The sequence below is a fragment of the Stomatobaculum longum genome (assembly GCA_000242235.1).
GTDB classification, from domain to species: Bacteria; Bacillota; Clostridia; order Lachnospirales; family Lachnospiraceae; genus Moryella; species Moryella longum.
Genome location: JH590861.1, coordinates 549,831 through 570,306, shown reverse-complemented (window position 1 = coordinate 570,306; position 20,476 = coordinate 549,831). Strand labels below are relative to the sequence as shown.

Genomic DNA, 20,476 nt, shown 5'->3' with positions numbered 1-20,476 from the left:
CGGACGGAAGATTAGATGAAGGGGGCTGTATTGTAAAGTCAGCCCCCGCGTGCTATGCTTTTTCGGTAAAGTGACAGGCATCGCAAAACGGAGGAGACTGAGGGATGAAGAGACGCACGGCACTTGCACTGGCATGTATTTTGGCACTTTCCCTGACGGCTTGCGGCGGCAAGAAAGCGGCCAAAGAGAGCGCAGAGACAACTGAGATGACAGAAACCGCAGAGAGCGGGGCCGGAACCGAGAAGCAGGTGAAAGCCGAATTCCGCATTACTCCGTTTCAGGCCGTGGACAAGGAAGACTACGGCGTCAAAGTCGTCAACTACGGAAATGTCGGCGAGGATCAGGAATACCTGCAGCTCAGCTTGCAGAATAAGAGTGAGGACAAGAGCTATGTCTTTGTGCTTCTGAACCTGGAGGGCGACGGCATTGTGCTCACAACGAGCGGAATCAGCGAGACCGTAGAGCCCGGACAGGAAAAGCAGGTCAATCTGATCTTCCAAAAGAACAGCACATATAGCCTTAAGAGTTTCGGCGATTTGACCTTCCGCTTTGCGATTCGGGATAGCAATGCGCAGAATCAGAAGGGGGAGACCGATGTGTTCCACATTTACCCCTACGGCGAGAACAAGGAGGTGAGCTATGTCTTTGCGCCGAATGATAGCTACAAGCCGCTCGATGACAATGAGATTTTTGAAGCGGGTGTGACAGAGTGCAAGCAGGACCAATTCGGTAACGAGAATGTGTTTTTCTATCTCCGGAATAAGACAAACAAGCGGCTCTCTATCAACAGCGAAAAGGGGAGCGTGAACGGACAGACGCGTAGCACAACGCAGTACTTTGAGGTGGGACCGGGGCAGTCCCTGTTCGGAGTACTCACGTATCAGGATCTCACGATGCCGGAGGCGGAGATTAAGGAGCTGCAGTTCAATCTGCGGGCGCAGGATGTCGACAATCTTGCGGGAGGACCGCTCCTCGATAAGACCTATACCGTCACGCCGTAAACAAGAAAACAACAAAAGAGCAGCCGGAGGACGGCTGCTTTTTTGTTAGGAGAAATATCAAATTATAAATCTTAAGTATATAAATACTTGTATGAAATGTTGAGAGCGTGGTATGCTTTTTGAGAATAGTTGCGTGCACAGCCGGAATCGGTGCCGCGGCAGCGGCACACGAAAGAGCAACAGGAGGAAGGCAGATGAAAAGATACCGGAGCGCGGCAATCCTGCTCGCACTGGCACTCTCCGTGAGCGCCTGCGGACAGAAGGCAGAGAAGCGGGCGGAGACAGCGGAAACCATAGCCTTAGAGCCCTTCACCGCGGCGGATCGGGAGATGTATTCGATTGCTGTGGATGGCATACAGGCCGAAGAAGACGGGGCGTATGCGGTTCTCGTGACCCTGAAGAATAAGACAGCGGATAAGACCCTCAAGTTTTCGCTCGAGCACGCAAGCGGCGACAAGCTGGTGCTGGACAGCTATCTCGGCGCAGAGCTTGCGCCCGGCAAGACCGTCAAAGAGAACATCGAGTTTCGCAAATCGCCGTATTACGCGTTCTCGGACTTCCGCGACATCCGGCTCGATTTTGAGGTGGAGGACGAGGCGGACCCGCTTGCCCGCCGCGATCAGCAGGACGAAGTGCACATCTACCCCCACGGCGGGAACAGCGGCGCCCGCTTTGAGCGGCAGGCGAAAAAGCATGATAAAGTGATTGCGGAAGAGGAAACCTTCAAGGTGGTCTTCCTTGGCGGCGAATTCAACGACAGAAAAAACTATCTGATGCACTTTTATCTCGAAAATAACGGCGAGAAAGAGATGCGTTTTGCGATCGACTACCCGTCGCTGAACGGCAAAATGATCGCGAATGTCATGACCGTGTATCTGGAACCCGGCGAGCGGCGCTTCGACACGCTGCGCTTCAGCAAATCGAAGATCGAGGAGAATCAGATTACGGCGGTGCACGACGCAGAGTTTTCGCTCAAGGTGACGGACGGAAAGAACATTTCGAGCGCGCTGCTCTTTGACGACACGATTCGTTTGAAGCCCTGAACAAGGCAGCAGACCCGACAGGAGGTACAGCATGGGAAAAAAGCGGTTGGCAGCGGCGCTCGTTCTGGCGCTTGCGGTAACGCTCGGCGCCTGCGCGCAAAAGCAGAGCACGGCAAAAAAGAGCGGCGCGGACAGCGGAAAGCATGCGACAGCGCCGCAAATCGAGTCCTTTCTCGCAGTCGATCAGGAGTGGTATGCGATTACCGTGGAGGGCATCGAGAAGGGAAAGCGCAATCAGTACATAGTGAACCTAAGCCTTGAAAATAAGACAGACGATAAGGAACTCTTATTCCGGATGACAGCGGTGAGCGGCGACGACCTGCTCCTCGAGGCCTACTGCACCCCGAAAGTGAAGGCCGGAAAGACAGTCAAAGAGCAGGTGGTGTTCCGCGAGAACCCGAACTATGATATGTGGGACTTTCATGACTTAAAGTTCACCTTCGATGTCGAGGACGCGGCGGATATCGGCGCGCGCCGCGATACGCCGGATGTGTTTCACATCTACCCCTACGGCAAGGGGAGCGGCACGAGCTTTGTGCGTCGTGCCGGAGAAAACGAGCGGGTGCTCGAAGAAAATGAAAATTTCCGGGTGACCCTGCTGAAGACAGGATTTGAGGACGGCGCGTACTGTGCAAACCTCTACCTCGAAAACATCGGTGACAAGCCTTATTTCTTCGAGTTTGACAATGTCTCCGCCGACGACTGCATGATGCACGAGAGCTTTGACGAAAACCTGGACGTCGGGGAAAAGACCTTCCTGACCGTTAGCTGTGAGGAAGAGGAACTGAAGAAATATCAGCTTACGGAAGTGAAGAAGCTCGAATTCACACTGCGGGCCGGGGAGGGGCGGTACTTCTTTGACGAACCGACCTTCGAAAAGACATTCACCGTGACGGCAGGGGAGGAAGCATGAAGTATACCGGTCAAAACGAGGCCAGCATCAATGCCTGGAAGGAAAAGTACGATTTGCCCTGGATGAAGCCTCTCACAGAGGCAGAGTTCCGCGCGGCGGCGCGCGGAGAAGCCATGCTGACGCTCACACCGAACAGGAAGGTGCCGTTTTCCTGGTATGAGGACTGCAAGGGAAAACAGGTGCTCGGCCTTGCGGCGGGCGGCGGACAGCAGATGGCGATCTTGTCGGCCCTCGGCGCAGCCTGCACGCTGTTGGATTTTTCGGAAGAACAACTGACCGCAGATCGGCTTGTGAGCGAGCGGGAAGGGTATTCGATTCAGCTCTGCAAGGGAGATATGACCGAGCGGCTTCCGTTTGCGGATGAGAGTTTTGACTTTGTAGTGAACCCGGTTTCCAATCACTATGTCGAAGAGGTGCTGCCGATATTCGCCGAGATATACCGCGTGCTGAAACCGGGCGGCGTCTTTCTGGCAGGACTCGACACCGGAATTTACTGGGCTTTTTGGGGCGAGGAAGATACGACTCTCAAGCGGCGCCTTCCCTTTAATCCGTTAAAAGATGAGGCCCTCAGACAGGAACTGCTCGCAGAGGATATGGCGCTGGTCTTTTCGCATACGCTGGAAGAACAGATCGGCGGACAGCTAAAAGCGGGTTTTCTTTTAAAAGACATATTGGAAGATACGAACGAAGCCGGGCCGTTTTTCGAGTACAACATCCCGACCTTCATTTTGACCAGGGCGGTCAAGGCATAAGGCAGACAGGGCATCACCTCCCATCGCGGCATAGGGCAGCGCGGGCGGTGATTTTGTTTGCCGGGAAGGAAGAGGGGAGAGGTAGCACTTCGTCTTTCGCAGATACAGCAACAATATGCAGAATTCCCACTCTTTTGCAATTGACAAAACAAATTAAAATACAGCAAAATTGAGAAGTATAGTAAAATATATTGTTGAAATACTTGTGACATAATGCTATGATTTTTTCATACAGCCGGTACTTGTTTTGACAATACAAAAGGAGAGACAAACGGATGAGAAAGCGGATTGCACTGGCACTTGCACTGGGGTTGGCACTGACAGTTTCTCTTAGCGCCTGCGAGCAGAAAAAGAGCGCGAAGAAGGCGAATCGGGTCTCGACCGAGCAGGCGGACGAGGACGATGAGGATGAGAGCCGGGACATCGAAAAGAACGCGAGTCTGGATGTCGAGAGGGGAAATCGCAGCGAAAAAAGCGAGAGTAAGCGCGACAAGGCTGCGGACAGGGAGACAGAGAGTAAGAACAAGGTAAAGCCGAAGCAGGCGGGCGAGCAGACGACCGCGAAGGCAAAAAGCGAGGCGATAGAGCCCGTCCTCGCGGCGGACAATGAAATGTATTCGATTACGGTCAGCGGCATAGATTTTGAGGCGGACAATCGCTGCGCAATCCGCGTGGCTTACGAGAATAAGACGACGGATAAGACGCTGAATTTTATGATCAGGTCGGTAAAAGGTGATGATTTAGATCTGAACGGCGTTATGTTTACGGATGTCACGGCGGGCAAGAAAGCCAATGAAGTGCTGTATCTCAGAGGCACCCGCAATTATACGATGCAGGATTTCGGCGATCTGAAGCTGACCTTTGAGGTCGAGGACATAGCGAATCGCGTTGCAAGGAGAGACCAACCGGATGTGGTTCACATTTACCCCCACGGCGAAAACAGCGGGATTCGCTTTGAGAGGGCGCCCGGTGAGAATGACCGGGTGATTGTGGACAATGATACGCTGAAGGTGACGATGATCGGCGCCGGGTACAATGAGCTCGGCAACTATTCAATGGACTTTTACGTTGAAAATCCCGGTGACAGCGCGGTGCGTTTCTTGATGGAAAAGACCTCTGTCAACGGCTATATGACGGATGCCGGTTGCATCGAAGGAATCAACGCGCACGAGAGAATGTTTGCGAGTATCAGGTGGCGCAAGTCCGATCTCGAGAAGAATCAAATTTCCAAGGTCGAGACAGCGGAGTTTACGCTGAAGGTAGAACCGGCGGACTATTTCACGACCGAAGTCTTATTTGAGCAGACCTTTACGGTCGGTGTAGAGTGACAAAGTTTTGAACGCAATGCCGAGCGGAATGTCGGAAACGAAAAAAGCTCCCGTCCTATCAGGACGGGAGCTTTTTTTATCCGGAAAGCGTGTTTTCACAGCACGTCGCCGAGTTTTGCCTCTTTGATGCCGTGCTTTTCCGCGTAGCCGGTCAGAATCAGGGTCAGAGCGCCGTCGCCGGTCACATTGCAGGCGGTGCCGAAGGAATCCTGCAGTGCGAAGATGGTCAGCATGAGCGCCGTGCCGGTCTCGTCAAAGCCGAGCACGCCGGTAATCAGACCGAGGGACGCCATGACGGTGCCGCCGGGCACGCCGGGTGCGCCGATTGCGAAGACACCGAGCAGCAGACAGAAGAGCACCATCTTGCCGACGGACGGGAATTCGCCGTAGAGCATCTTCGAGACTGCCATCACGAAGAAGGTCTCTGTCATCACGGAGCCGCAGAGATGGATGTTCGCAAAGAGCGGAATGCCGAAATCCACGAGGTCATCGCGGAGCGTGGGCTCCGACTTTCTCGCGCACTGCAGTGCGACGGAGAGCGTCGCGGCCGAAGACATGGTGCCGACTGCGGTCATATAGGCGGGGCCGTAGTGCTTCAGAATGTTCAGGCCGTTCCGACCGGAGTAGACGCTCGCGATGCCGTAGAGCAGGGTCAGCCAGAGATAGTGGCCGATCATCACAATCACAATGATAATCAGGAAAATCGGAAGCTGCTTTGTGATGCTGCCCTCATAGGCGAGGGTGCAGAAGGTCGTGCCGATTAAGAGCGGGAGCACCGGGATCAGGAACTTCGTGACAATCGAGAGCACAATCTTCTGGAATTCTTCGAGCAGGTTGGTTGTGTACTCCGCATGGTTCCAGACTGCCGCGAGACCCACCGTGACCGAGAAGAAGAGAGCGGTCATAACGGTCATAACAGGCGGAATCTGCAGCTGGAAGATGACATCCGGGAGCTCGCGGAGTCCGTCCACGTTCGGGTTAATCGAGAGATGCGGCAAAATCGAAAAGCCCGCAATCGTCGAGCTGAAGGCCGCGCCGATCGAAGAGACATAGGCAATTAACAGCGCGACACCGAGCATGCGGGACGCGTTATTGCCCATGCGCGTGATCGAAGGTGCAATGAAACCGATGACAATCAGCGGGACACAGAAGCTGATGAACTGACCGGCAATGTATTTGACGGTGACAACAACATTGAGGATGCCGGTGAGCAGCGCGGAATCCTCCATTCCGTTCATGGCGAGTCCGGCGACAAGACCTATGATGAGTGCAAGAACCAGCCGGAACGGCAAACTGTGTAGAAAGCCCTTCTTTTCCATAAAAACTCCCTCCTTATGTTTGAAGCTCAGACGCAAGCATTGACATCAACTTTGTCAATCATGACATTCAGAATCTCGTGGTCGGTGGGTTTCATGCCGACTTTACCGATGTAGCCTATATTCCGTATGGTCTCTTCGACATCTTCCTCTACGATGCCCTCGCCGGGCTGGAACTGCTGGTCGCGCATACTCATCTGGTAGGCCAGAATCGCCGCGTGCACCGAAGAAGCAATCTTTGCCGCACAGCTCGGTTTTGCGCCGTCGCAGACAATGCCGCCGACATTGCCGAGGGTGTTGGTAATCGTACAGGCAATGCGTTTTTCATCACCTCCTGCCATGTAAGTAATTGCCGCGCCTGCGCCGCAGGCTGCACTGACGGCACCGCAGAAAGCGGAGAGCGGGCCGATAAAGTGTTTAATGTAAATAGACACCAGGTTGCTGACGAGCAGCGCGCGGTACAATTTCTGTTTTGAGACTTGAAATTCCTCTGCATAGACCAGAACCGGAAGGGTCACGGTGATGCCTTGGTTGCCGGAGCCGGAATTGATGACGACCGGCAGGGCGCAGCCGCTCATGCGGGCGTCGGAACCGGCGGCCGCCCACGCAATCGCCCGGGTCTTCACATCGCTGCCCCAGCTTTCCAGCATGGTTTTGCCGATGCGGGCGCCCCAGCCGTTGTCGAGTCCCTCCTGGGAAATGGCCCGGTTATAGCGAATTTGTCGCTCGAGAAGTTCGCTGACTTCCGAGAGATCCACCCGGGCGGCGTAGTCGAGCAGTCCCCGTAGGGTCATTTTGCTGCGGTCGGCGCTTGAAAGGGCGGCATTTTCCGGGTAAGCGGCGGCATTTGCCTGCTCAAAGACCGTGACGCCGTCACGCGCCATGCGGACAATGTTGGTGTGGTGCTCCGCAATCACGACTTCCGCCGTGTGCGCGCTGCCGCGGACTTTTGCGGCGATGTAGAGATTCGGGACATCTTCCGCAAAATTGACCTCACAAAAGCCGGCGTTTACGAGCTCCCGACAGCGCGCGCGTGCGCTGTCATCCGCGGCGGAAATGACTTCGAGCTTCTTGTCCGCCTGCCCGCCGGTGATGCCGAGGGTCGCGGCAACCTTGATGCCCTTTTGCCCGCCCGAGTTCGGCACGGTGACGCCCTTTACGTTTTTGATGATGTTGCCGGAGCAGTCCACCGTGATGTGGAGCGGCTCCTCCCCCAGCAGTTCCTTCGCCTTTGCCGCGGCATAGGCGATTGCAATCGGTTCGGTGCAGCCCATTGCGGGCACCAGCTCTTCCTGCAGGATTGCTGTGTAATTGCTAAACGATTCCGGATTTTCAACGAACATAACAGGCCTCCTCTCACAATGATAATACCACTGATATTATCAGAATCAAGTGATTTTGACGAAAAAGCCTGTAAAAATTATAAGAAAAATGGAGAAAACATAAAAAGGCCCTCTTTCCCGCAGGGACAGGAAAGAGGGGAGTCAACAGAACAGACAGTGCTTCGGCTCAGAGGCCCATATACCCGCCGAAGTCGCGGAGATCGTCGCGGATGTCCCGCACGAGTGCCTCCGGATCTTTCCTGGCGAGGTCGGCGATGATCAATTCGTGATGTTTCGTGTCATAGGAGAGGAGGCGGTCGGCGCGCCTGTTCCAGTAGAGCTGGGAATAGGCGCGGAGCAGGCGTGACATGCAGCGCTTTACATTCATCGTGATAAAGGTATTGCCGCAAAACTCCATCAGTTTTTCGTGGAAGTCCATGTTGAAGCGCCAGTGCTGAATGGGATCCACATCATCCCGCTGACAATTCCGGTTCAGCAGTTTCAGCAGCTCGATTTCGGCTTCGCCGAAGCGCTTGTAGTTCTCGCGCAACGCACCGCTCTCCAGAAATTCCCGGTACTGGAGCATTTCATAGATGTCGATATGTGTCAGGCGTATGACTTCATAGCCGTAGCGCGGAATGCTCTGGACAACGCCGTCCGCGCAGAGAGCAATCAGAGCATCCCGAACGGGAGATTTGCTGACTTCGTATTTCTCAATGAGTTTCTTTTCGTTCAGAATATCGCCGGGTTGATACTTGCCGGAGATAATCTCTTGAAGAACCGCATTGTAGACCATTTCTTTGAGGTTTGTGTATTTCTCCATAGTTTACGCTTACCTCCCTGATGAACTTTATTATACCGAAAACAGCGGAGAGTATGAAAGGGGAAATCTTCTACCGGTTCCATCTTTACCTTCTGTACGGGACGTGTGGCTGCTGGTAGCCTCACTGCACGGCAGGTCTCGGAACGCTGTCTGCTGTACGAAGGGTAAATGCGGGCAGTCACTTGCGCTGAGTGTCTTGGAAACGTTGCTCTCCGCACGGCGTGTGGCTGCAGGTAGTCCACCGCACGGCAGGTCTCGGAACGCGCCGTCTGCCGCACGGAGGGGATATGTAGCCGCTTGTGCCGAACGGCTCGAGAACATTGCCTTCTGTGCGGAGCCTGAATGCGGGTATCCCCGCCTGCACCGCATGTTTCTGGAACATTCCGCGCGTATACGAAGAGCGAATGCAGGTAGACGCACTGGCACGGTATGCCTCAGGGAAGCTGTCTGCTGCGCGGCGCCGGGTGTCGGATAAGGGGAGTTACGATAAACTGTTTTTGATCGGAGGCAGAGGTTTGCGGGCGTATGAGAAGTGTGCTCCCGCAGAGCGGAAAGAGAGGTCAGCTTTTGTTTGTATTTAGACTTTTTTGTCGTATAATAAAAGTTAGTGTTTCTGCAAGAAATTGAGGCGGACAGGGAAAAAGAAGGGGGAAAGAGAGATGGGTTTAAAGGATTTGTTAAAGAAGGCGCTGACGGGAGCGTCCGATGAGGACAACCGGAAGAACAAGGCAAAAATGCGGGAGATTTTCAACTCGCTGGTTGCGGACGGAGATGCCTACACGCTGATTTACTGCCACATGCAGGATTCGCACAACGCAGTCGTTGTGGAGGTCAATGTGCACAGTAATTACATTGTGGGCTACAAGCCGGGTGAAGTTGTGATTGTGCCGGTAAACGCGCAACTTACCGAGTGGGGCGAGGCCGAGGTCTTCAATAAGGAGAACGGCGGCAAAATCGCGTCCAGCTGGACCGGCTATTGCTCGGCGTCCAAGGAAGGTGTTCACTATCAGTTGGAGCCCATCACCTATGATCCGGGCATCAAGGCTTCGGCGAAGTACTCCGTCGCAGTTACCCAGTCCACGGCGGAAGTCGCAGAATTCCGCAAGTTCTTTAAGGCTGGTCTCTGAGGCAGAGTACCGGGTATCGCACAGTACGAAGCGACAGTATGCGCCGAGACAAGGCCGCGTGAAGTTCGGACGGAATAAAATCGAGGCGGGTAGAAGCCGGGTTCGGTTTTGCAAAAAAGCCCCGGGACGCAAGTCCCGGGGCTTTTTTGCGGCTTACGGTCAATCCGCCTGTGTGAGAAGCGACAACAGACAAACTATATGGGTGCAAATTTGCCGTGTGGGCGAGAGCGGAGCGGTAACCGTAACGGGCCGAGGTATTTCGTTCGAAAGAAGATGAAGAACAGATGCTGTACTGTGCTTTGTAGGCTCACGGTGTTTTTCTGCAGGGAGCGAAGAGCGTGTAGCGGTTTCCGGAGACCGAGAGCAGGCCTTCCCTCTCCATTGCGGCAAGCTCGCGGCAGAGCGAGCTCCGGTTCACATTCAGGTAGTGCGCGAGTTCCGACTTGTTGAGGGGGAGATCTACGGTCTGCGCGACGGCGGCTGTCGGCGGCAGCCCGGGTGGTGTCTGAAGTCCTTCCGGACGGAGGTGCAGGTAGGAGAGGATTTTCTCCCGGAGCGTGTCTTTTGAGAGAATGTCAAGTGTCTGCATGAGCTGCCCGTTTTTCTTTGCGAGGAGCTCATACATATTCTCGGTCATGATGCGGTGAAAGCGACAGCGATGCTCACAGCTTCGCATGATTTTTCCGAGCGGCAAAAAGAGAGCGGTCGCGTTCCGCGCGGCGAGAAAGGAAACATGGGCCGGCGTCTTTTTCTTGCGGAGCGAAAAAGATTCGCCGAAGAGGTCGCCCGGCATCATGTAATTTAAGAAAGACTGGTGGCCGTTCTCATCTTCCTTCAGCATGAAAATCATGCCGGAGAGCAGCATTCCGACATAGGGGACCGTGTCCTCATCGAGAATCAGGAAGCTATTCCGCGGATAGGAGCGGATGTAGCCGTCCAGACAGGGGAGCAGTGCTTCGAGCTCACCGGCGGTGAGTCCCTCAAAGAGCGGAAAACGGGTTAAGGCCTCTAAGCTGAATTCAGCGGATTCCATTGTGATACCTCATACAAGACCAACAAAAAACTGTTGCATAGGAAACAGTTTGCTTTTTCCTTTAGTATAAACTGAATTGTGAGAAGATGGTAGAGGGCGGAGAAGATTGTTATAGAAATAACAATCTTGCCGCCCCTCGGCTTGTGTTTCGGAGAAAGGAAGATGATGAAGAAGAAAAAAAATTGGCTGCATTTGGCACTATGTCTATTGTTCGGAATTCTGTTCTGTGTCGCCTGCGGCGGGAAACAGCAGACAGAGACGACGACAGCCGCGAAAGCGGAGAGCAGTTCTCAGGCTGCGGCGGCAGAGGAAGGGCTCTCGGCGGATTCGCGCGTGGTGGCACTGTCCCGCTCGGTCGGTGAGATGTGGCTGCTCGCAGGCGGAAATCTGGTCGGCGCGACCGACGATGCGATGGATCTCGAGGGAATCTCGAAGGCGTGCACTTCGGTCGGCAAACTTTCGGCGCCGAGCGCGGAAGCGATTCTCGCACTGCACCCGGCACTCGTGCTGACGGCGCCGGACATTCCGGCACAGCGCGAAGTGCGGAAGACACTGGAGGCGGCCGGTGTCCGCTGTCAGGCGGTCGACATCAATAACTTTGCCGATTACGCGTCGGTGATGCAGAGCTTTACCGCTGAGACCGGTCGCGCGGATCTCTACGAGAAGAATGTCACGGCGGTGCAGCAGAAGATTGACAGCGTCAAGGCTGCGCTGCCTAGCGAAATCAAGGGAAAGACCTTCCTCGTCATCCGGGCTTCCGCGGTAAAGACCAAGGTGTTAAAGTCCGATCACTTTACGGTTGCGATGCTTGAGGATCTCGGACTCACGAATGCCGCGCCCGAAAGTCTTTTGGATCAGCTCAGCATGGAGGGTATCACGGAGGCAAATCCGGACTATTTATTCGTGATTTTTCAGGGAGAGCCGAAGGAGGCAGAGGCAGTCTACCAGGAGCTGATCGGCGGACAGCCTGCCTACGACCAGCTGAAGGCTGTTAAGGACGGCCACACGGCTGTATTGCCGAAGGACTTGTTCCAGTATAAGCCGAATGCGCGCTGGGGCGAAGCCTATGCAAAGCTCGCGGAGCTTCTCGGGGGTACGGCGGCAAAGCAGTGAGAAAAGGATCCTTTGTGTCCGCGCTCCTGTTTGGGATTGCGCTGACTCTGCTTTTCACCTGGTTTTCGGTGTTCTTCGGCCTGCACGGCGCGGCGGGGGATGTGCGGAGAATTCTCTGCTATGTGCGGGTGCCGCGCACCCTCGGAGCCTTGTTCTCCGGGACAGCGCTCGGGGCGTCGGGCTATCTCATGCAGGAAGCGCTGCACAACACACTTGCTTCCCCGAGTGTCATGGGTGTCAACGCGGGCGCGGGACTGTTTGCGCTGCTCGCCGCCCTTCTGTTTCCGGCGGTGACGGCAGCCCGCTTTGTGCTGGCCTTTCTCGGGGCGCTACTCTCGATTTTGCTAGTACTGCTGATTGCGAGAAGGGCGGGCTACAGCCGGAGTGTGATTGTGCTCTCCGGCGTTGCGGTATCGGCGCTCATGGGCGCGGCGGTGAACGGTCTCGTGACGTTCTTCCCGCATGCGGTTGCGGACAGGCAGGCTTTTACGCTCGGCGGCTTTGCGGGCTTACAGTATGACGGACTTTTCTTTTCGGCGGTTTTTATTCTGCCGGGGCTTCTCGCGGGAGCCCTGCTCGGCGGCGGCATAGATCTTTTTGCGCTCGGCGACGAGGTCGCACAGGGACTGGGATTATCCGTGGCGAGACATCGCCTGCTCACGATGGTGACCGCGACCGTGCTTGCGGCTGCGGCGGTCTGTATCGGCGGATTGATCGGATTTCTCGGTCTGATTGTGCCGAATGTGCTGCGGCGCTTTTTTGCGGGGCGGATGTCGGCGCGGCAGATGTTCACGCTCTCGGGGCTTTACGGCAGCGCCCTGCTGATCGCGGCCGATTTTCTGGCGCGGCGTCTCTTTTACCCCTATGAGCTACCGGTCGGGCTGCTCTTAAGCCTTCTCGGCGCGCCGTTTTTTATCTGGATGCTGATGCACAGAAAGCGTGGCATATGATTGAAATCAGAGAGCTGACAGCGGGCTATGCCGCGCCGGGAGAGAGGGGCGAGCCGCCTGTCATTTCGATTGCGGCGGAGACCTTTTCCGCGGGCAAGATAACGACTGTGATCGGAAAAAACGGCTCCGGCAAGTCCACATTTTTAAAGACACTCGTGGGACTCTTGCCGTATCGGGGCAGCATACGCTGCGACAAGCGGGAGCTCAGAACACTTTTGCCGAAAGAGCGCGCGGCCTGTATCGGGTACCTTCCGCAGACACTCACAGCCCCGCACATGGATGTGCGGACGCTGGTGGCACACGGTTGTTTTCGCCGGAAAAAGATGTTCCGGTCGCTCGGGGAGAGCGACAGAGAGCAGATTGCGGCGGCACTCCGGATTGCGGACCTCGCGGCGTACGGCGATAAGCTTGTGCCCGCTTTATCCGGCGGCGAAAGGCAGCGCGCGTTTCTCGCGATGCTGATTGCCCAGGATCCGGCCTTTTTTCTGCTGGACGAGGTGACATCCTATATGGATATAGCCCACCAGAAGGCAACGGTCGAGCTGGTGCGCTATCTCGCGGCAGCAGGCAAGGGCGTGCTGATGACCTCCCATGACCTCGCACTCAGCTTTACAGTGAGCGACCGGATTCTCGTCATGAACGAGGGACGCATGATACTCTCCGGGACACCGGAGGAACTGCTCGAAGAGCGGGATACCCTGCGGCGCTGTTTCGGCATTTGCCTCGGGAAGACAAACTCCGGGAATGCCCTCTACGCATATGAGTTGCAGAACTAACATTTTTCCATAAGGAGGAATTTCAATGGGTTACATACTGACAGAAGAAGGATTTCAGGACGCTCTGAAAGAACTTCGGAAAGAGTACCGCATTTTTGCACCGGTCCGCAAAAAGGGAGCGGGGCGCTTCACGGACATTGACGCAGTGATTTACGACGAAGTGGAAGAGGGAAGCCCGATTGAACTCGAGGAGAAGTCCGATTACTCCGCAAAAGAGGTATTGACGCCGCTCTCGGAAACCCTGTTCTTCTTCACGGAAGAGCAGTGTAAGGAGGCGGATATCGACACGAGACCGGTGCTCCTTTTCCTTCGGAGCTGCGATTTACAGGCGATGAAGCGCCTCGACGACATGTACTTGCACAACGGGCGCGAGCAGGACTGGTTCTATCAGAGACGCCGCGAGAAGCTTCACTATGTGCTGATCGGTTGCGGCCACAGCTATGAGAACTGCTTCTGTGTGGACATGGGAGCAAATATCACAAAGGACGGCTACGCTTTCTCGGTCGATAAGATTGACGAGAACTACCGCATCAACGTGCTCGAAGAGGCGGTGCGTAGCGCATTTGCAGCGAGCAGCGAGCGACAGGAGGAAGTGGTGCCGCGCCATGTGACCGAGAACGAAGTCCACGTCACCGTACCGGAGACTATCCCGATTGAAATCGTGAAGCATCCGCTCTGGGATGAGTACAACACCCGCTGCATCGGCTGCGGACGGTGCAATTACGCCTGTCCTACCTGTTCCTGCTATACGATGCAGGACGTCTACTACACGGACAACGGCAAGGTCGGTGAGCGCCGCCGGGTCGGCAGCTCCTGCATGGTGGACGGTTATACGAATGTGGCGGGCGGCGGTCAGTACCGGAAGACACAGGGCGAGCGCATGCGCTTCAAGACCCTTCACAAGATTCGCGACTTCCGGAAGCGCTTCGGCTATGACATGTGCGTGGGCTGCGGTCGCTGCGACGATATCTGCGGCGAGTACATCAGCTTCTCCAACATCATAAACAAGGTGGCAGCTGCGGTCGAAGAGATGGAAAAGGAGGGCAGCAAGAATGCGTAATCCGTATATTCCCTATCCTTCCAAGATTTTGGAAGTTATCCGGCACACGGAGAAAGAGTTCACATTCCGGATGGAATACAAGGGCGAGGAAGAAGTAAAGCCCGGACAGTTTTTTGAGGTTTCGATGCCAAAGTACGGCGAGGCGCCGATCTCGGTCTCGGGTATCGGCGAGGGCTTCGTGGATCTTACCATCCGCAAAGTGGGTCGCGTGACGAACGAAGTCTTTGAGAACTATGAGGGCGATACCCTCCTGCTCCGCGGCCCCTACGGAAACGGCTTTGACACCGAGCTCTATAAAGACGGCGAGACTGTGGTCGTGGCGGGCGGCACGGGTGTGTCCCCGGTGCGCGGTGTGATTGAGGCGCTGAGCGGCTTTGAGAATGCCAAGCAGAAATATGTGATCGCAGGCTTCCGTAGCCCCGCGGACATGCTGTTTCGCGATGATCTCGCGGATTGGAAGGACAAGCTGAATCTGATTCTGACCGTGGACGGCGCACCGGAAGGGTACGAGGGCAACATCGGCCTCGTCACAAAGTATATCGCAGACCTGCCGCTCGCGGATCCGGCAAAGGCAAAGGCCGTTGTGGTCGGCCCGCCGCCGATGATGAAATTTACGATCATTGAACTCCTGAAGAAGGGCTTCAAAGAGGAGAATATCACGGTCTCTTACGAGAGAAAGATGTGCTGCGGTCTCGGCAAGTGCGGACACTGCCGTGTCAGCGACACCTACATTTGCCTAGACGGACCGGTGTTCAACTATGTGGAAGCCAAAGAGATGATTGACTGAGTCAGAACGGAGAGAAGAAATGGGAGCTTTAGATATCAATTTAGGAAAACTGAAGAAAAATGCATTCCGTTACTCAAAGGTGCGCGGGGAGACGGCTTCCAGAATCCGTATTCCGGGCGGCGTCATCGACGCGAAGTCCCTGGGACGTGTCGTTGAGATTGCGGAGAAGTACGGAAACGGTCAGATCGACATCACGAATCGCCAGGGTATCGAGATTCCGGGCATTCGCCTCGAGGATATGGACAAGGTCAATCAGGAAGTGCAGCTGATCATTGACTCGCTCCGCATCAACCAGCCGGAAAAGGGCAAGGGCTATCCGGCATCGGGCACGCGCAACGTGATTGCCTGCCCCGGCGCGAGACTCTGTCCCTTTGGCTGCTACGACACAACGGCGTTTGCGCAGAAGATGGAAAACGAGATTTTCCCGAACGATCGTCATGTGAAGGTGGCCTTCACCGGCTGCTCGAACGACTGCGCAAAGGTGCGTCTGGCGGACTTCGGCATCATCGGTATGACCGAGCCGCAGTACGACCCGAACCGCTGCGTGGCCTGCGAGCAGTGCATCAAGTACTGCAAAAAGCGCTCGGTCAACGCGCTCTCGCTCGTGAACGGCAAGATTGTCCGCGACACGAAGAAGTGCATCGGCTGCGGTGTCTGCATCACCTACTGCCCGACCAGAGCCTGGACGAGAAGCAAAGAGCATTACTTCCGTCTGGTGCTGCTCGGCCGCACCGGCAAGCGGAACCCGCGTCTCGCCGAGGACTTCATCAAGTGGTGTGACGAGGAGAGCATTCTCCGCATCGCGGCAAATACCTACGCTTACATCGAGGAGTACATCGATCCGGATGCGGTTGAGCACAAGGAGCACATCGGCTACATTGTGGACCGCACCGGCTTCGAGAAGTTCAAGGAGTACATCTTCAAGGATGTGACACTCAGCGAGAAGGCGGAAGTCGCCCAGCAGGTTTACTGGGGCGGCAAGCACTACGACCGCTACGGCGGCTGAGTCGATTATAGAAAGAGGACAGCCCTGCGTGAAAACGCGGGGCTGTTTTTATGTCGCGTTTTTGCTACAATCAAAACAAGCAAAATAGTGAGAAAAGGAGCAGCAGGATGGATCGAGATCAATTTTCGTTTGTCGTATATATGATTCATGTGCGTGCGGATCGCTGGAAGGTAGTGCCCGCCGAGGTGTATCAAGCGCTGAAAAAGAGCGCTTGTCCGGAACGCTATTTGCTTCCGAATTATGACATCCTGCATACACAGAGTTCCGCTTACATTGTTCGGGACATTGAGGAATATCTGAAGGCGCGTGAGGTAAAGGTATGATTGTCTATATATCTATGAACTGAAAGAAGAGCGAGACGGGCTGGTATTCAAAGACTTCGGTGATGATTTAAATACTTGGATTGATTTTGATGTAATCAAAGGAAAAGTAGCAAATGATAAGGTGTTTCGAGTTGTTGACATGTACCACAACGATATCTGCCACAGCGATATCTGGGATAAGGAGAGAGCCTTGCGAGAAATACATGTGTATCCGGGTTATGATCAGATTGTGTTTATTACCCGGCCGGCTGTGGAGCGTCTTCTGAAATTTCGCGCTTTTGAGGAGGTGGAGGTATGAGCGGTGATGCACTGGAAAAATACTACCGGGAAGAACTCGAAGAGCGTTTGATTTCACATCTTGCCGCAGTCAAGGGAATTACCCTGGAAGATGCGATGGACGGTTATTATCGCAGCCGTCTGGCGGAAAAGATTTATGAAGGACTTGATGCTGTGCAATATCTGGATTACAGGGTATTGGTTCGCATTCTTCTGAATACGGAACCGGAACTGTTTGCGGCATAACGAGGTACCGCGCGGTAAGGGCTGGGATAGTCTTAGAAAGAGAGGTTTTACATGGCAGTATATGAGGGGCTCAGAAAGAGAAGAAGTTATTATCAATTGAACAAGGAACTTCCGGTTTCGGAGGACGCAGTGCGGGCGCTCATCGAAGAGACGACAGAGCTCGTTCCGGATGCCTTCAACATGAAGAGTGCGCGCGTCGCAGTGGCGCTCGGAGAGAAGCAGGATGAACTCTGGGATCGGATTTACGAGGCTTTTGAGGGTAAGGTTCCGCGGGAAAAGATTGACGGCTTCAAGGCCGCGGCCGGGACAGTGCTCTATTTCTACGATGAGAACATTGTAAAGAGCCTGCAGGAGAAGTTCCCGCTCTATGCGGATAATTTCCCGGTCTGGGCAAATCAGGCGAACGGTATGCTGCAGATCAACATTTGGAGTGGGCTCCGCGAACTCGGTATCGGCGCAAATTTGCAGCACTATAACCCCGTGATTGATGAGACCGTGCGGGAGCTCTTTGACCTCCCGAAGAGCTGGAAGCTGCTCGCTGAGATGCCCTTCGGCGGCATTGTCGAAGAGCGGGAGCCCAAGGCGAAAGAGAAGATTGAAGAGAGAGTGAAGTTCTATCGTTGAAGGCGGAAGTTTGAAGCAGCGTAAACCGGTAAGAAGCCCTGAGACCTAGTCTCAGGGCTTCTTTTGCGGATATTGTGCGGCGAGGCGCTGCACCTCGGATGTCATCCGGTCAACGACAGCCTGCGGGGCGACTATCTTCACATCGCCGCCGAGTCCTATAATCCAGCCGAGGAAAAGGAGACTCACCGCGACGGTGACATGGCAGCGAAAGTGTCCCTCATCAATCGGCATAATCGGGATGTCCTTTCCGAAGCGGTCTATCAGGATTCCGACCTTTTCATTGCTCGCCTCGAGTGTCACAACGGTCTCTTCGCCGCCGTTCATGCCAAAGAGACTCTTGGAATAGCGCGCCGTGTTAAACTGCCGGAAACGCTCGAGACCCTGCCGCCTGTCTTCAACCACAGAGATTCGTTTCATCTTGTCGACGCGGTAGTGCTTGATTTTATCGCTCTCGGCCTCATAGGCGACGAGATAGTAGTACTCGCTGTCCCAGACGAGTGCCCAGGGACTGATCTGATACCAGGCACCGTTTCTGCGGAGTTCCATCTCCTTTTTGAGGTTCCACTGAAAGTACTTGAAGCGAATCTGACAACTGGCGTTGATTGCCTCGTGAATCGCGTCCACATTGTAGTAGACACTCGTGTTCATGGTTTTGATGCGGTCCGAGATGATGACCTGGCGCTGCAACTGCATTGCCTCATACCGGCTCACAAGGGACTCGAGTTTCGCAATCAACTCCTTGGATTTTTTGTCGGTGATAAATTTGGCCGACTGTACCGAGTCCACGAGGAGCTTAAGCTCCGGAAGCTCAAAGCGCCGCGATGAAAGGCGGTATAGCGTGTTTCGTCCCGCCTTCACGGCTTCGATGTCCATGCCGAAATCCTGTAATTCCACGAAGTCCAGATACAGGGTCTTTCGATCGGCATTGACGCCGCAGTCTGCGAGCCTTTCAATGATTTCCGCCATGCTGAGCGCGTGCTGCGCATCGGTCTCCTCCGTAAAAAGTTTTGCGAGATACAGGAGCTTTTGCTTCTGATGTTCCCCGCGTCGCGCATTTTCTGCCATAATCAAACCTCCCGCTGAAAGCCGCATATCAGAGCGGCTTTTTCTGTTTTCAATATAGCAGAAGCAAGGGGACAAGGGAAGAATCCGGTCCGTTTTTCCGGACAGAAAAAGAGCGGAGAAAAAAGAAATTGCGGCTCCGATTGACACGGAAAAAGCATGGTTATATACTCCTAACGAATGGTTAAATAGCATAAACCATAGCGAGCCGCCGACTTAAGTTCCCGAAAAAACGACCAAAACAGCTTAGACTCGGCTGGCTTGCAAAAAAAGAGGAGGGTACAAATGAGTCAGAGTAAGACGAGACTGGAAGTCAGGGATTTGGTGACCATAGGCGTGTTCGGTGTGATTTATTTTGTCTGTATGTTTGCGGTCGGCATGATGGGCGTGGTACCGATCCTCTATCTCTTTTATCCGACGGTGTTCGGCGTGGTAGGAGGCCCCATTGTTCTGCTCTTTATGGCAAAAGTACAAAAGCCCTGGGCACTCGTGATTTTCGGTATGATCACCCCGATTATTATGTTTCTATTCGGACATACGCTTCTGGTGCCCGGCGTAGCGCTTGTTACTATGCTGGTTGCGGAGGGCATACGGCGTATTGGAAAGTACCGCTCTCTGCGCTATAACATGCTTGCATATGTGGTCATGGCGACCATTCTCTGCAGTTCTCTTCTGCAAATGCTTGTGATGAAGGAGCGTTATTTAGAGCTCACCGAGGCGGAAATGGGAAGAGAGTACACAGAAGCCCTTAAACAACTAATCAGTGTCCGGAACATGGGGTTCGTATACCTAGGCGCTGTGCTCGGCGGCACAGTCGGCGCGTTTCTCGGGCGCAAGCTCTTAAGAAAGCACTTCGAAAAGGCGGGCATTGTCTGATGGAGCGGCAGTTAAAACCCTGGGAAAGTCTGCAAAGTCCCTTCAATCCGAATCCCATAACGAAATTACTCGTTATGGGGTTTTTCGGCTTAACCATTGTGCACCCCCTCCACCTTTATGCGGAGTGGAGTATTGTTCTCTTACTCTCGCTCTTTTATCTCTTAAACGGCGACCAGAAAAGCGCGGTGCAAAACGCAGTCCTCTTTGCGCTGCTCTGCGCCTTTCCGAGTTTTCCGAAGCTGTATGCGCTCCCGATTCTTTTAAAGATGTTTTTGACCGTGCCCTACATGATACGCCTACTCTACTTTCCCGTCGCAAGCGGTCGTTTCCTCATGAAGACTTCGGATGTGGGGAGCATACTGGCATCCATGGATTATCTGCACATTCCTGAGAGTATTTCCATCCCGGTCGCGGTCATGTTCCGCTTTTTCCCGTCCTTTGCCGCGGAGCGGCGTAACATTGCGATGGCCATGAAGATACGCGGCATACGAACGCGGAATCCGCTGCGCTATCTTGAGTATGTGACCGTTCCGCTGCTCATCATCTCTTCCAACATTGCGGAGGATATCGCAAAGGCGGCGGAGTGTAAGTGCATTGAGAATCCGGTGCCGAAGACAAGATACACGACAGCGCGCTTACAGCCGGTGGATGTCGTGTACGCGCTTTCCATGGGCGGGCTCATGTTGCTCGGCTGGATTGTATTGCGTTAGGAGGAAGCC

The 20,476-nt window shown here is 54.5% G+C and carries 23 protein-coding genes; 18 read left to right on the top strand and 5 right to left on the bottom strand.

Annotated elements, in window-relative coordinates; genetic code table 11:
* Positions 1–104 precede the first annotated feature (104 nt).
* The 5 genes from HMPREF9623_RS02595 to HMPREF9623_RS02575 all read left to right on the top strand — a co-directional run bounded on the left by HMPREF9623_RS02595 (position 105) and on the right by HMPREF9623_RS02575 (position 5,037).
* Positions 105–1,001 carry a hypothetical protein gene (locus HMPREF9623_RS02595; protein ID WP_009532343.1) on the top strand — a complete coding sequence of 299 codons (897 nt, stop codon included), beginning with the start codon at positions 105–107 and terminating at the stop codon, positions 999–1,001.
* 194 nt (positions 1,002–1,195) lie between these two features.
* On the top strand, positions 1,196–2,044 hold the full coding sequence (locus HMPREF9623_RS02590) for a hypothetical protein (RefSeq protein ID WP_009532342.1): 849 nt from the start codon (positions 1,196–1,198) through the stop codon (positions 2,042–2,044).
* Positions 2,045–2,075: 31 nt separating this feature from the next.
* Positions 2,076–2,957: a hypothetical protein gene (locus HMPREF9623_RS02585; protein ID WP_009532341.1), complete on the top strand. Its 882-nt coding sequence runs from the start codon at positions 2,076–2,078 to the stop codon at positions 2,955–2,957.
* A complete protein-coding gene (locus HMPREF9623_RS02580) occupies positions 2,954–3,709 on the top strand; it encodes a class I SAM-dependent methyltransferase (RefSeq protein ID WP_009532340.1) in 756 nt (251 codons plus the stop codon). The genes HMPREF9623_RS02585 and HMPREF9623_RS02580 overlap by 4 nt, the downstream gene beginning before the upstream one ends.
* Before the next feature lie 275 nt (positions 3,710–3,984).
* Entirely contained in the window at positions 3,985–5,037 is a 1,053-nt protein-coding gene (locus HMPREF9623_RS02575) for a hypothetical protein (RefSeq protein WP_009532339.1), read from the top strand.
* Between the two features lie 95 nt (positions 5,038–5,132).
* Here the strand turns inward: HMPREF9623_RS02575 and HMPREF9623_RS02570 are convergent, their stop codons facing one another.
* The 3 genes from HMPREF9623_RS02570 to HMPREF9623_RS02560 form a co-directional block, all read right to left on the bottom strand.
* Positions 5,133–6,356, bottom strand: a complete 1,224-nt coding sequence (locus HMPREF9623_RS02570) for a dicarboxylate/amino acid:cation symporter (RefSeq protein WP_009532338.1) — start codon at positions 6,354–6,356, stop codon at positions 5,133–5,135.
* A 26-nt stretch (positions 6,357–6,382) separates the two neighbouring features.
* The gene (locus tag HMPREF9623_RS02565; RefSeq protein ID WP_009532337.1) at positions 6,383–7,696 is read right to left on the bottom strand and encodes an L-cysteine desulfidase family protein; all 1,314 of its coding nucleotides are present in this window, start codon (positions 7,694–7,696) and stop codon (positions 6,383–6,385) included.
* Between the two features lie 166 nt (positions 7,697–7,862).
* Positions 7,863–8,498, bottom strand: coding sequence for a GntR family transcriptional regulator (locus tag HMPREF9623_RS02560; RefSeq protein ID WP_009532336.1), 636 nt, complete (start codon positions 8,496–8,498; stop codon positions 7,863–7,865).
* Positions 8,499–9,157: 659 nt separating this feature from the next.
* Between HMPREF9623_RS02560 and HMPREF9623_RS02555 the strand changes: the two genes are divergently transcribed.
* The gene (locus HMPREF9623_RS02555) at positions 9,158–9,625 is read left to right on the top strand and encodes a hypothetical protein (RefSeq protein ID WP_009532335.1); all 468 of its coding nucleotides are present in this window, start codon (positions 9,158–9,160) and stop codon (positions 9,623–9,625) included.
* Between the two features lie 307 nt (positions 9,626–9,932).
* On the opposite strand, the gene HMPREF9623_RS02550 is transcribed toward HMPREF9623_RS02555, so the two are convergent.
* Positions 9,933–10,658: a Crp/Fnr family transcriptional regulator gene (locus HMPREF9623_RS02550; RefSeq protein ID WP_009532334.1), complete on the bottom strand. Its 726-nt coding sequence runs from the start codon at positions 10,656–10,658 to the stop codon at positions 9,933–9,935.
* A gap of 162 nt (positions 10,659–10,820) precedes the next feature.
* On the opposite strand from HMPREF9623_RS02550, the gene HMPREF9623_RS02545 reads away from it, so the two are divergent.
* The 10 genes from HMPREF9623_RS02545 (at position 10,821) to HMPREF9623_RS02500 (ending at position 17,819) form a co-directional block, all read left to right on the top strand.
* Positions 10,821–11,771: an ABC transporter substrate-binding protein gene (locus HMPREF9623_RS02545; protein WP_009532333.1), complete on the top strand. Its 951-nt coding sequence runs from the start codon at positions 10,821–10,823 to the stop codon at positions 11,769–11,771.
* A complete protein-coding gene (locus HMPREF9623_RS02540) occupies positions 11,768–12,721 on the top strand; it encodes a FecCD family ABC transporter permease (protein ID WP_050806319.1) in 954 nt (317 codons plus the stop codon). The genes HMPREF9623_RS02545 and HMPREF9623_RS02540 overlap by 4 nt, the downstream gene beginning before the upstream one ends.
* Positions 12,718–13,497 carry an ABC transporter ATP-binding protein gene (locus HMPREF9623_RS02535; protein WP_009532331.1) on the top strand — a complete coding sequence of 260 codons (780 nt, stop codon included), beginning with the start codon at positions 12,718–12,720 and terminating at the stop codon, positions 13,495–13,497. Before HMPREF9623_RS02540 ends, HMPREF9623_RS02535 begins: the two co-directional genes overlap by 4 nt.
* Before the next feature lie 25 nt (positions 13,498–13,522).
* Positions 13,523–14,557 (top strand): anaerobic sulfite reductase subunit AsrA, encoded by a 1,035-nt coding sequence (gene asrA, locus HMPREF9623_RS02530; protein WP_009532330.1) that lies wholly within the window; start codon positions 13,523–13,525, stop codon positions 14,555–14,557.
* Positions 14,550–15,344, top strand: a complete 795-nt coding sequence (gene asrB, locus HMPREF9623_RS02525) for an anaerobic sulfite reductase subunit AsrB (RefSeq protein ID WP_009532329.1) — start codon at positions 14,550–14,552, stop codon at positions 15,342–15,344. The genes asrA and asrB overlap by 8 nt, the downstream gene beginning before the upstream one ends.
* A gap of 19 nt (positions 15,345–15,363) precedes the next feature.
* Entirely contained in the window at positions 15,364–16,350 is a 987-nt protein-coding gene (asrC, locus tag HMPREF9623_RS02520; protein ID WP_009532328.1) for a sulfite reductase subunit C, read from the top strand.
* Between the two features lie 107 nt (positions 16,351–16,457).
* A complete protein-coding gene (locus HMPREF9623_RS02515) occupies positions 16,458–16,673 on the top strand; it encodes a DUF3791 domain-containing protein (RefSeq protein ID WP_009532327.1) in 216 nt (71 codons plus the stop codon).
* Positions 16,674–16,683: 10 nt separating this feature from the next.
* Entirely contained in the window at positions 16,684–16,971 is a 288-nt protein-coding gene (locus HMPREF9623_RS12140) for a DUF3990 domain-containing protein (protein ID WP_083826744.1), read from the top strand.
* Positions 16,968–17,195 carry a hypothetical protein gene (locus HMPREF9623_RS02505; RefSeq protein WP_009532325.1) on the top strand — a complete coding sequence of 76 codons (228 nt, stop codon included), beginning with the start codon at positions 16,968–16,970 and terminating at the stop codon, positions 17,193–17,195. The genes HMPREF9623_RS12140 and HMPREF9623_RS02505 overlap by 4 nt, the downstream gene beginning before the upstream one ends.
* Positions 17,196–17,246: 51 nt before the next feature.
* Positions 17,247–17,819 carry a nitroreductase family protein gene (locus HMPREF9623_RS02500; protein ID WP_009532324.1) on the top strand — a complete coding sequence of 191 codons (573 nt, stop codon included), beginning with the start codon at positions 17,247–17,249 and terminating at the stop codon, positions 17,817–17,819.
* Positions 17,820–17,870: 51 nt separating this feature from the next.
* Here the strand turns inward: HMPREF9623_RS02500 and HMPREF9623_RS02495 are convergent, their stop codons facing one another.
* The gene (locus HMPREF9623_RS02495) at positions 17,871–18,884 is read right to left on the bottom strand and encodes a helix-turn-helix transcriptional regulator (RefSeq protein WP_009532323.1); all 1,014 of its coding nucleotides are present in this window, start codon (positions 18,882–18,884) and stop codon (positions 17,871–17,873) included.
* 282 nt (positions 18,885–19,166) lie between these two features.
* On the opposite strand from HMPREF9623_RS02495, the gene HMPREF9623_RS02490 reads away from it, so the two are divergent.
* Together HMPREF9623_RS02490 and HMPREF9623_RS02485 are read left to right on the top strand one after the other, a co-directional pair.
* On the top strand, positions 19,167–19,757 hold the full coding sequence (locus HMPREF9623_RS02490) for an MptD family putative ECF transporter S component (RefSeq protein WP_009532322.1): 591 nt from the start codon (positions 19,167–19,169) through the stop codon (positions 19,755–19,757).
* The gene (locus HMPREF9623_RS02485; RefSeq protein WP_009532321.1) at positions 19,757–20,467 is read left to right on the top strand and encodes an energy-coupling factor transporter transmembrane component T family protein; all 711 of its coding nucleotides are present in this window, start codon (positions 19,757–19,759) and stop codon (positions 20,465–20,467) included. The genes HMPREF9623_RS02490 and HMPREF9623_RS02485 overlap by 1 nt, the downstream gene beginning before the upstream one ends.
* Positions 20,468–20,476: the final 9 nt, after the last annotated feature.

Coding starts and splice junctions, on each gene's coding strand:
- HMPREF9623_RS02580 (WP_009532340.1), top strand. CDS start 2,954: ATGAAGTATACCGGTCAAAACGAGGCCAGCATCAATGCCTGGAAGGAA.
- HMPREF9623_RS02505 (WP_009532325.1), top strand. CDS start 16,968: ATGAGCGGTGATGCACTGGAAAAATACTACCGGGAAGAACTCGAAGAG.
- HMPREF9623_RS02575 (WP_009532339.1), top strand. CDS start 3,985: ATGAGAAAGCGGATTGCACTGGCACTTGCACTGGGGTTGGCACTGACA.
- HMPREF9623_RS02545 (WP_009532333.1), top strand. CDS start 10,821: ATGATGAAGAAGAAAAAAAATTGGCTGCATTTGGCACTATGTCTATTG.
- HMPREF9623_RS02495 (WP_009532323.1), bottom strand. CDS start 18,884: ATGGCAGAAAATGCGCGACGCGGGGAACATCAGAAGCAAAAGCTCCTG.
- asrB (WP_009532329.1), top strand. CDS start 14,550: ATGCGTAATCCGTATATTCCCTATCCTTCCAAGATTTTGGAAGTTATC.
- HMPREF9623_RS02515 (WP_009532327.1), top strand. CDS start 16,458: ATGGATCGAGATCAATTTTCGTTTGTCGTATATATGATTCATGTGCGT.
- HMPREF9623_RS02595 (WP_009532343.1), top strand. CDS start 105: ATGAAGAGACGCACGGCACTTGCACTGGCATGTATTTTGGCACTTTCC.
- HMPREF9623_RS02535 (WP_009532331.1), top strand. CDS start 12,718: ATGATTGAAATCAGAGAGCTGACAGCGGGCTATGCCGCGCCGGGAGAG.
- HMPREF9623_RS02585 (WP_009532341.1), top strand. CDS start 2,076: ATGGGAAAAAAGCGGTTGGCAGCGGCGCTCGTTCTGGCGCTTGCGGTA.
- HMPREF9623_RS02485 (WP_009532321.1), top strand. CDS start 19,757: ATGGAGCGGCAGTTAAAACCCTGGGAAAGTCTGCAAAGTCCCTTCAAT.
- asrC (WP_009532328.1), top strand. CDS start 15,364: ATGGGAGCTTTAGATATCAATTTAGGAAAACTGAAGAAAAATGCATTC.
- HMPREF9623_RS02565 (WP_009532337.1), bottom strand. CDS start 7,696: ATGTTCGTTGAAAATCCGGAATCGTTTAGCAATTACACAGCAATCCTG.
- HMPREF9623_RS02590 (WP_009532342.1), top strand. CDS start 1,196: ATGAAAAGATACCGGAGCGCGGCAATCCTGCTCGCACTGGCACTCTCC.
- HMPREF9623_RS02560 (WP_009532336.1), bottom strand. CDS start 8,498: ATGGAGAAATACACAAACCTCAAAGAAATGGTCTACAATGCGGTTCTT.
- HMPREF9623_RS02490 (WP_009532322.1), top strand. CDS start 19,167: ATGAGTCAGAGTAAGACGAGACTGGAAGTCAGGGATTTGGTGACCATA.
- HMPREF9623_RS02550 (WP_009532334.1), bottom strand. CDS start 10,658: ATGGAATCCGCTGAATTCAGCTTAGAGGCCTTAACCCGTTTTCCGCTC.
- asrA (WP_009532330.1), top strand. CDS start 13,523: ATGGGTTACATACTGACAGAAGAAGGATTTCAGGACGCTCTGAAAGAA.
- HMPREF9623_RS02500 (WP_009532324.1), top strand. CDS start 17,247: ATGGCAGTATATGAGGGGCTCAGAAAGAGAAGAAGTTATTATCAATTG.
- HMPREF9623_RS02570 (WP_009532338.1), bottom strand. CDS start 6,356: ATGGAAAAGAAGGGCTTTCTACACAGTTTGCCGTTCCGGCTGGTTCTT.
- HMPREF9623_RS02555 (WP_009532335.1), top strand. CDS start 9,158: ATGGGTTTAAAGGATTTGTTAAAGAAGGCGCTGACGGGAGCGTCCGAT.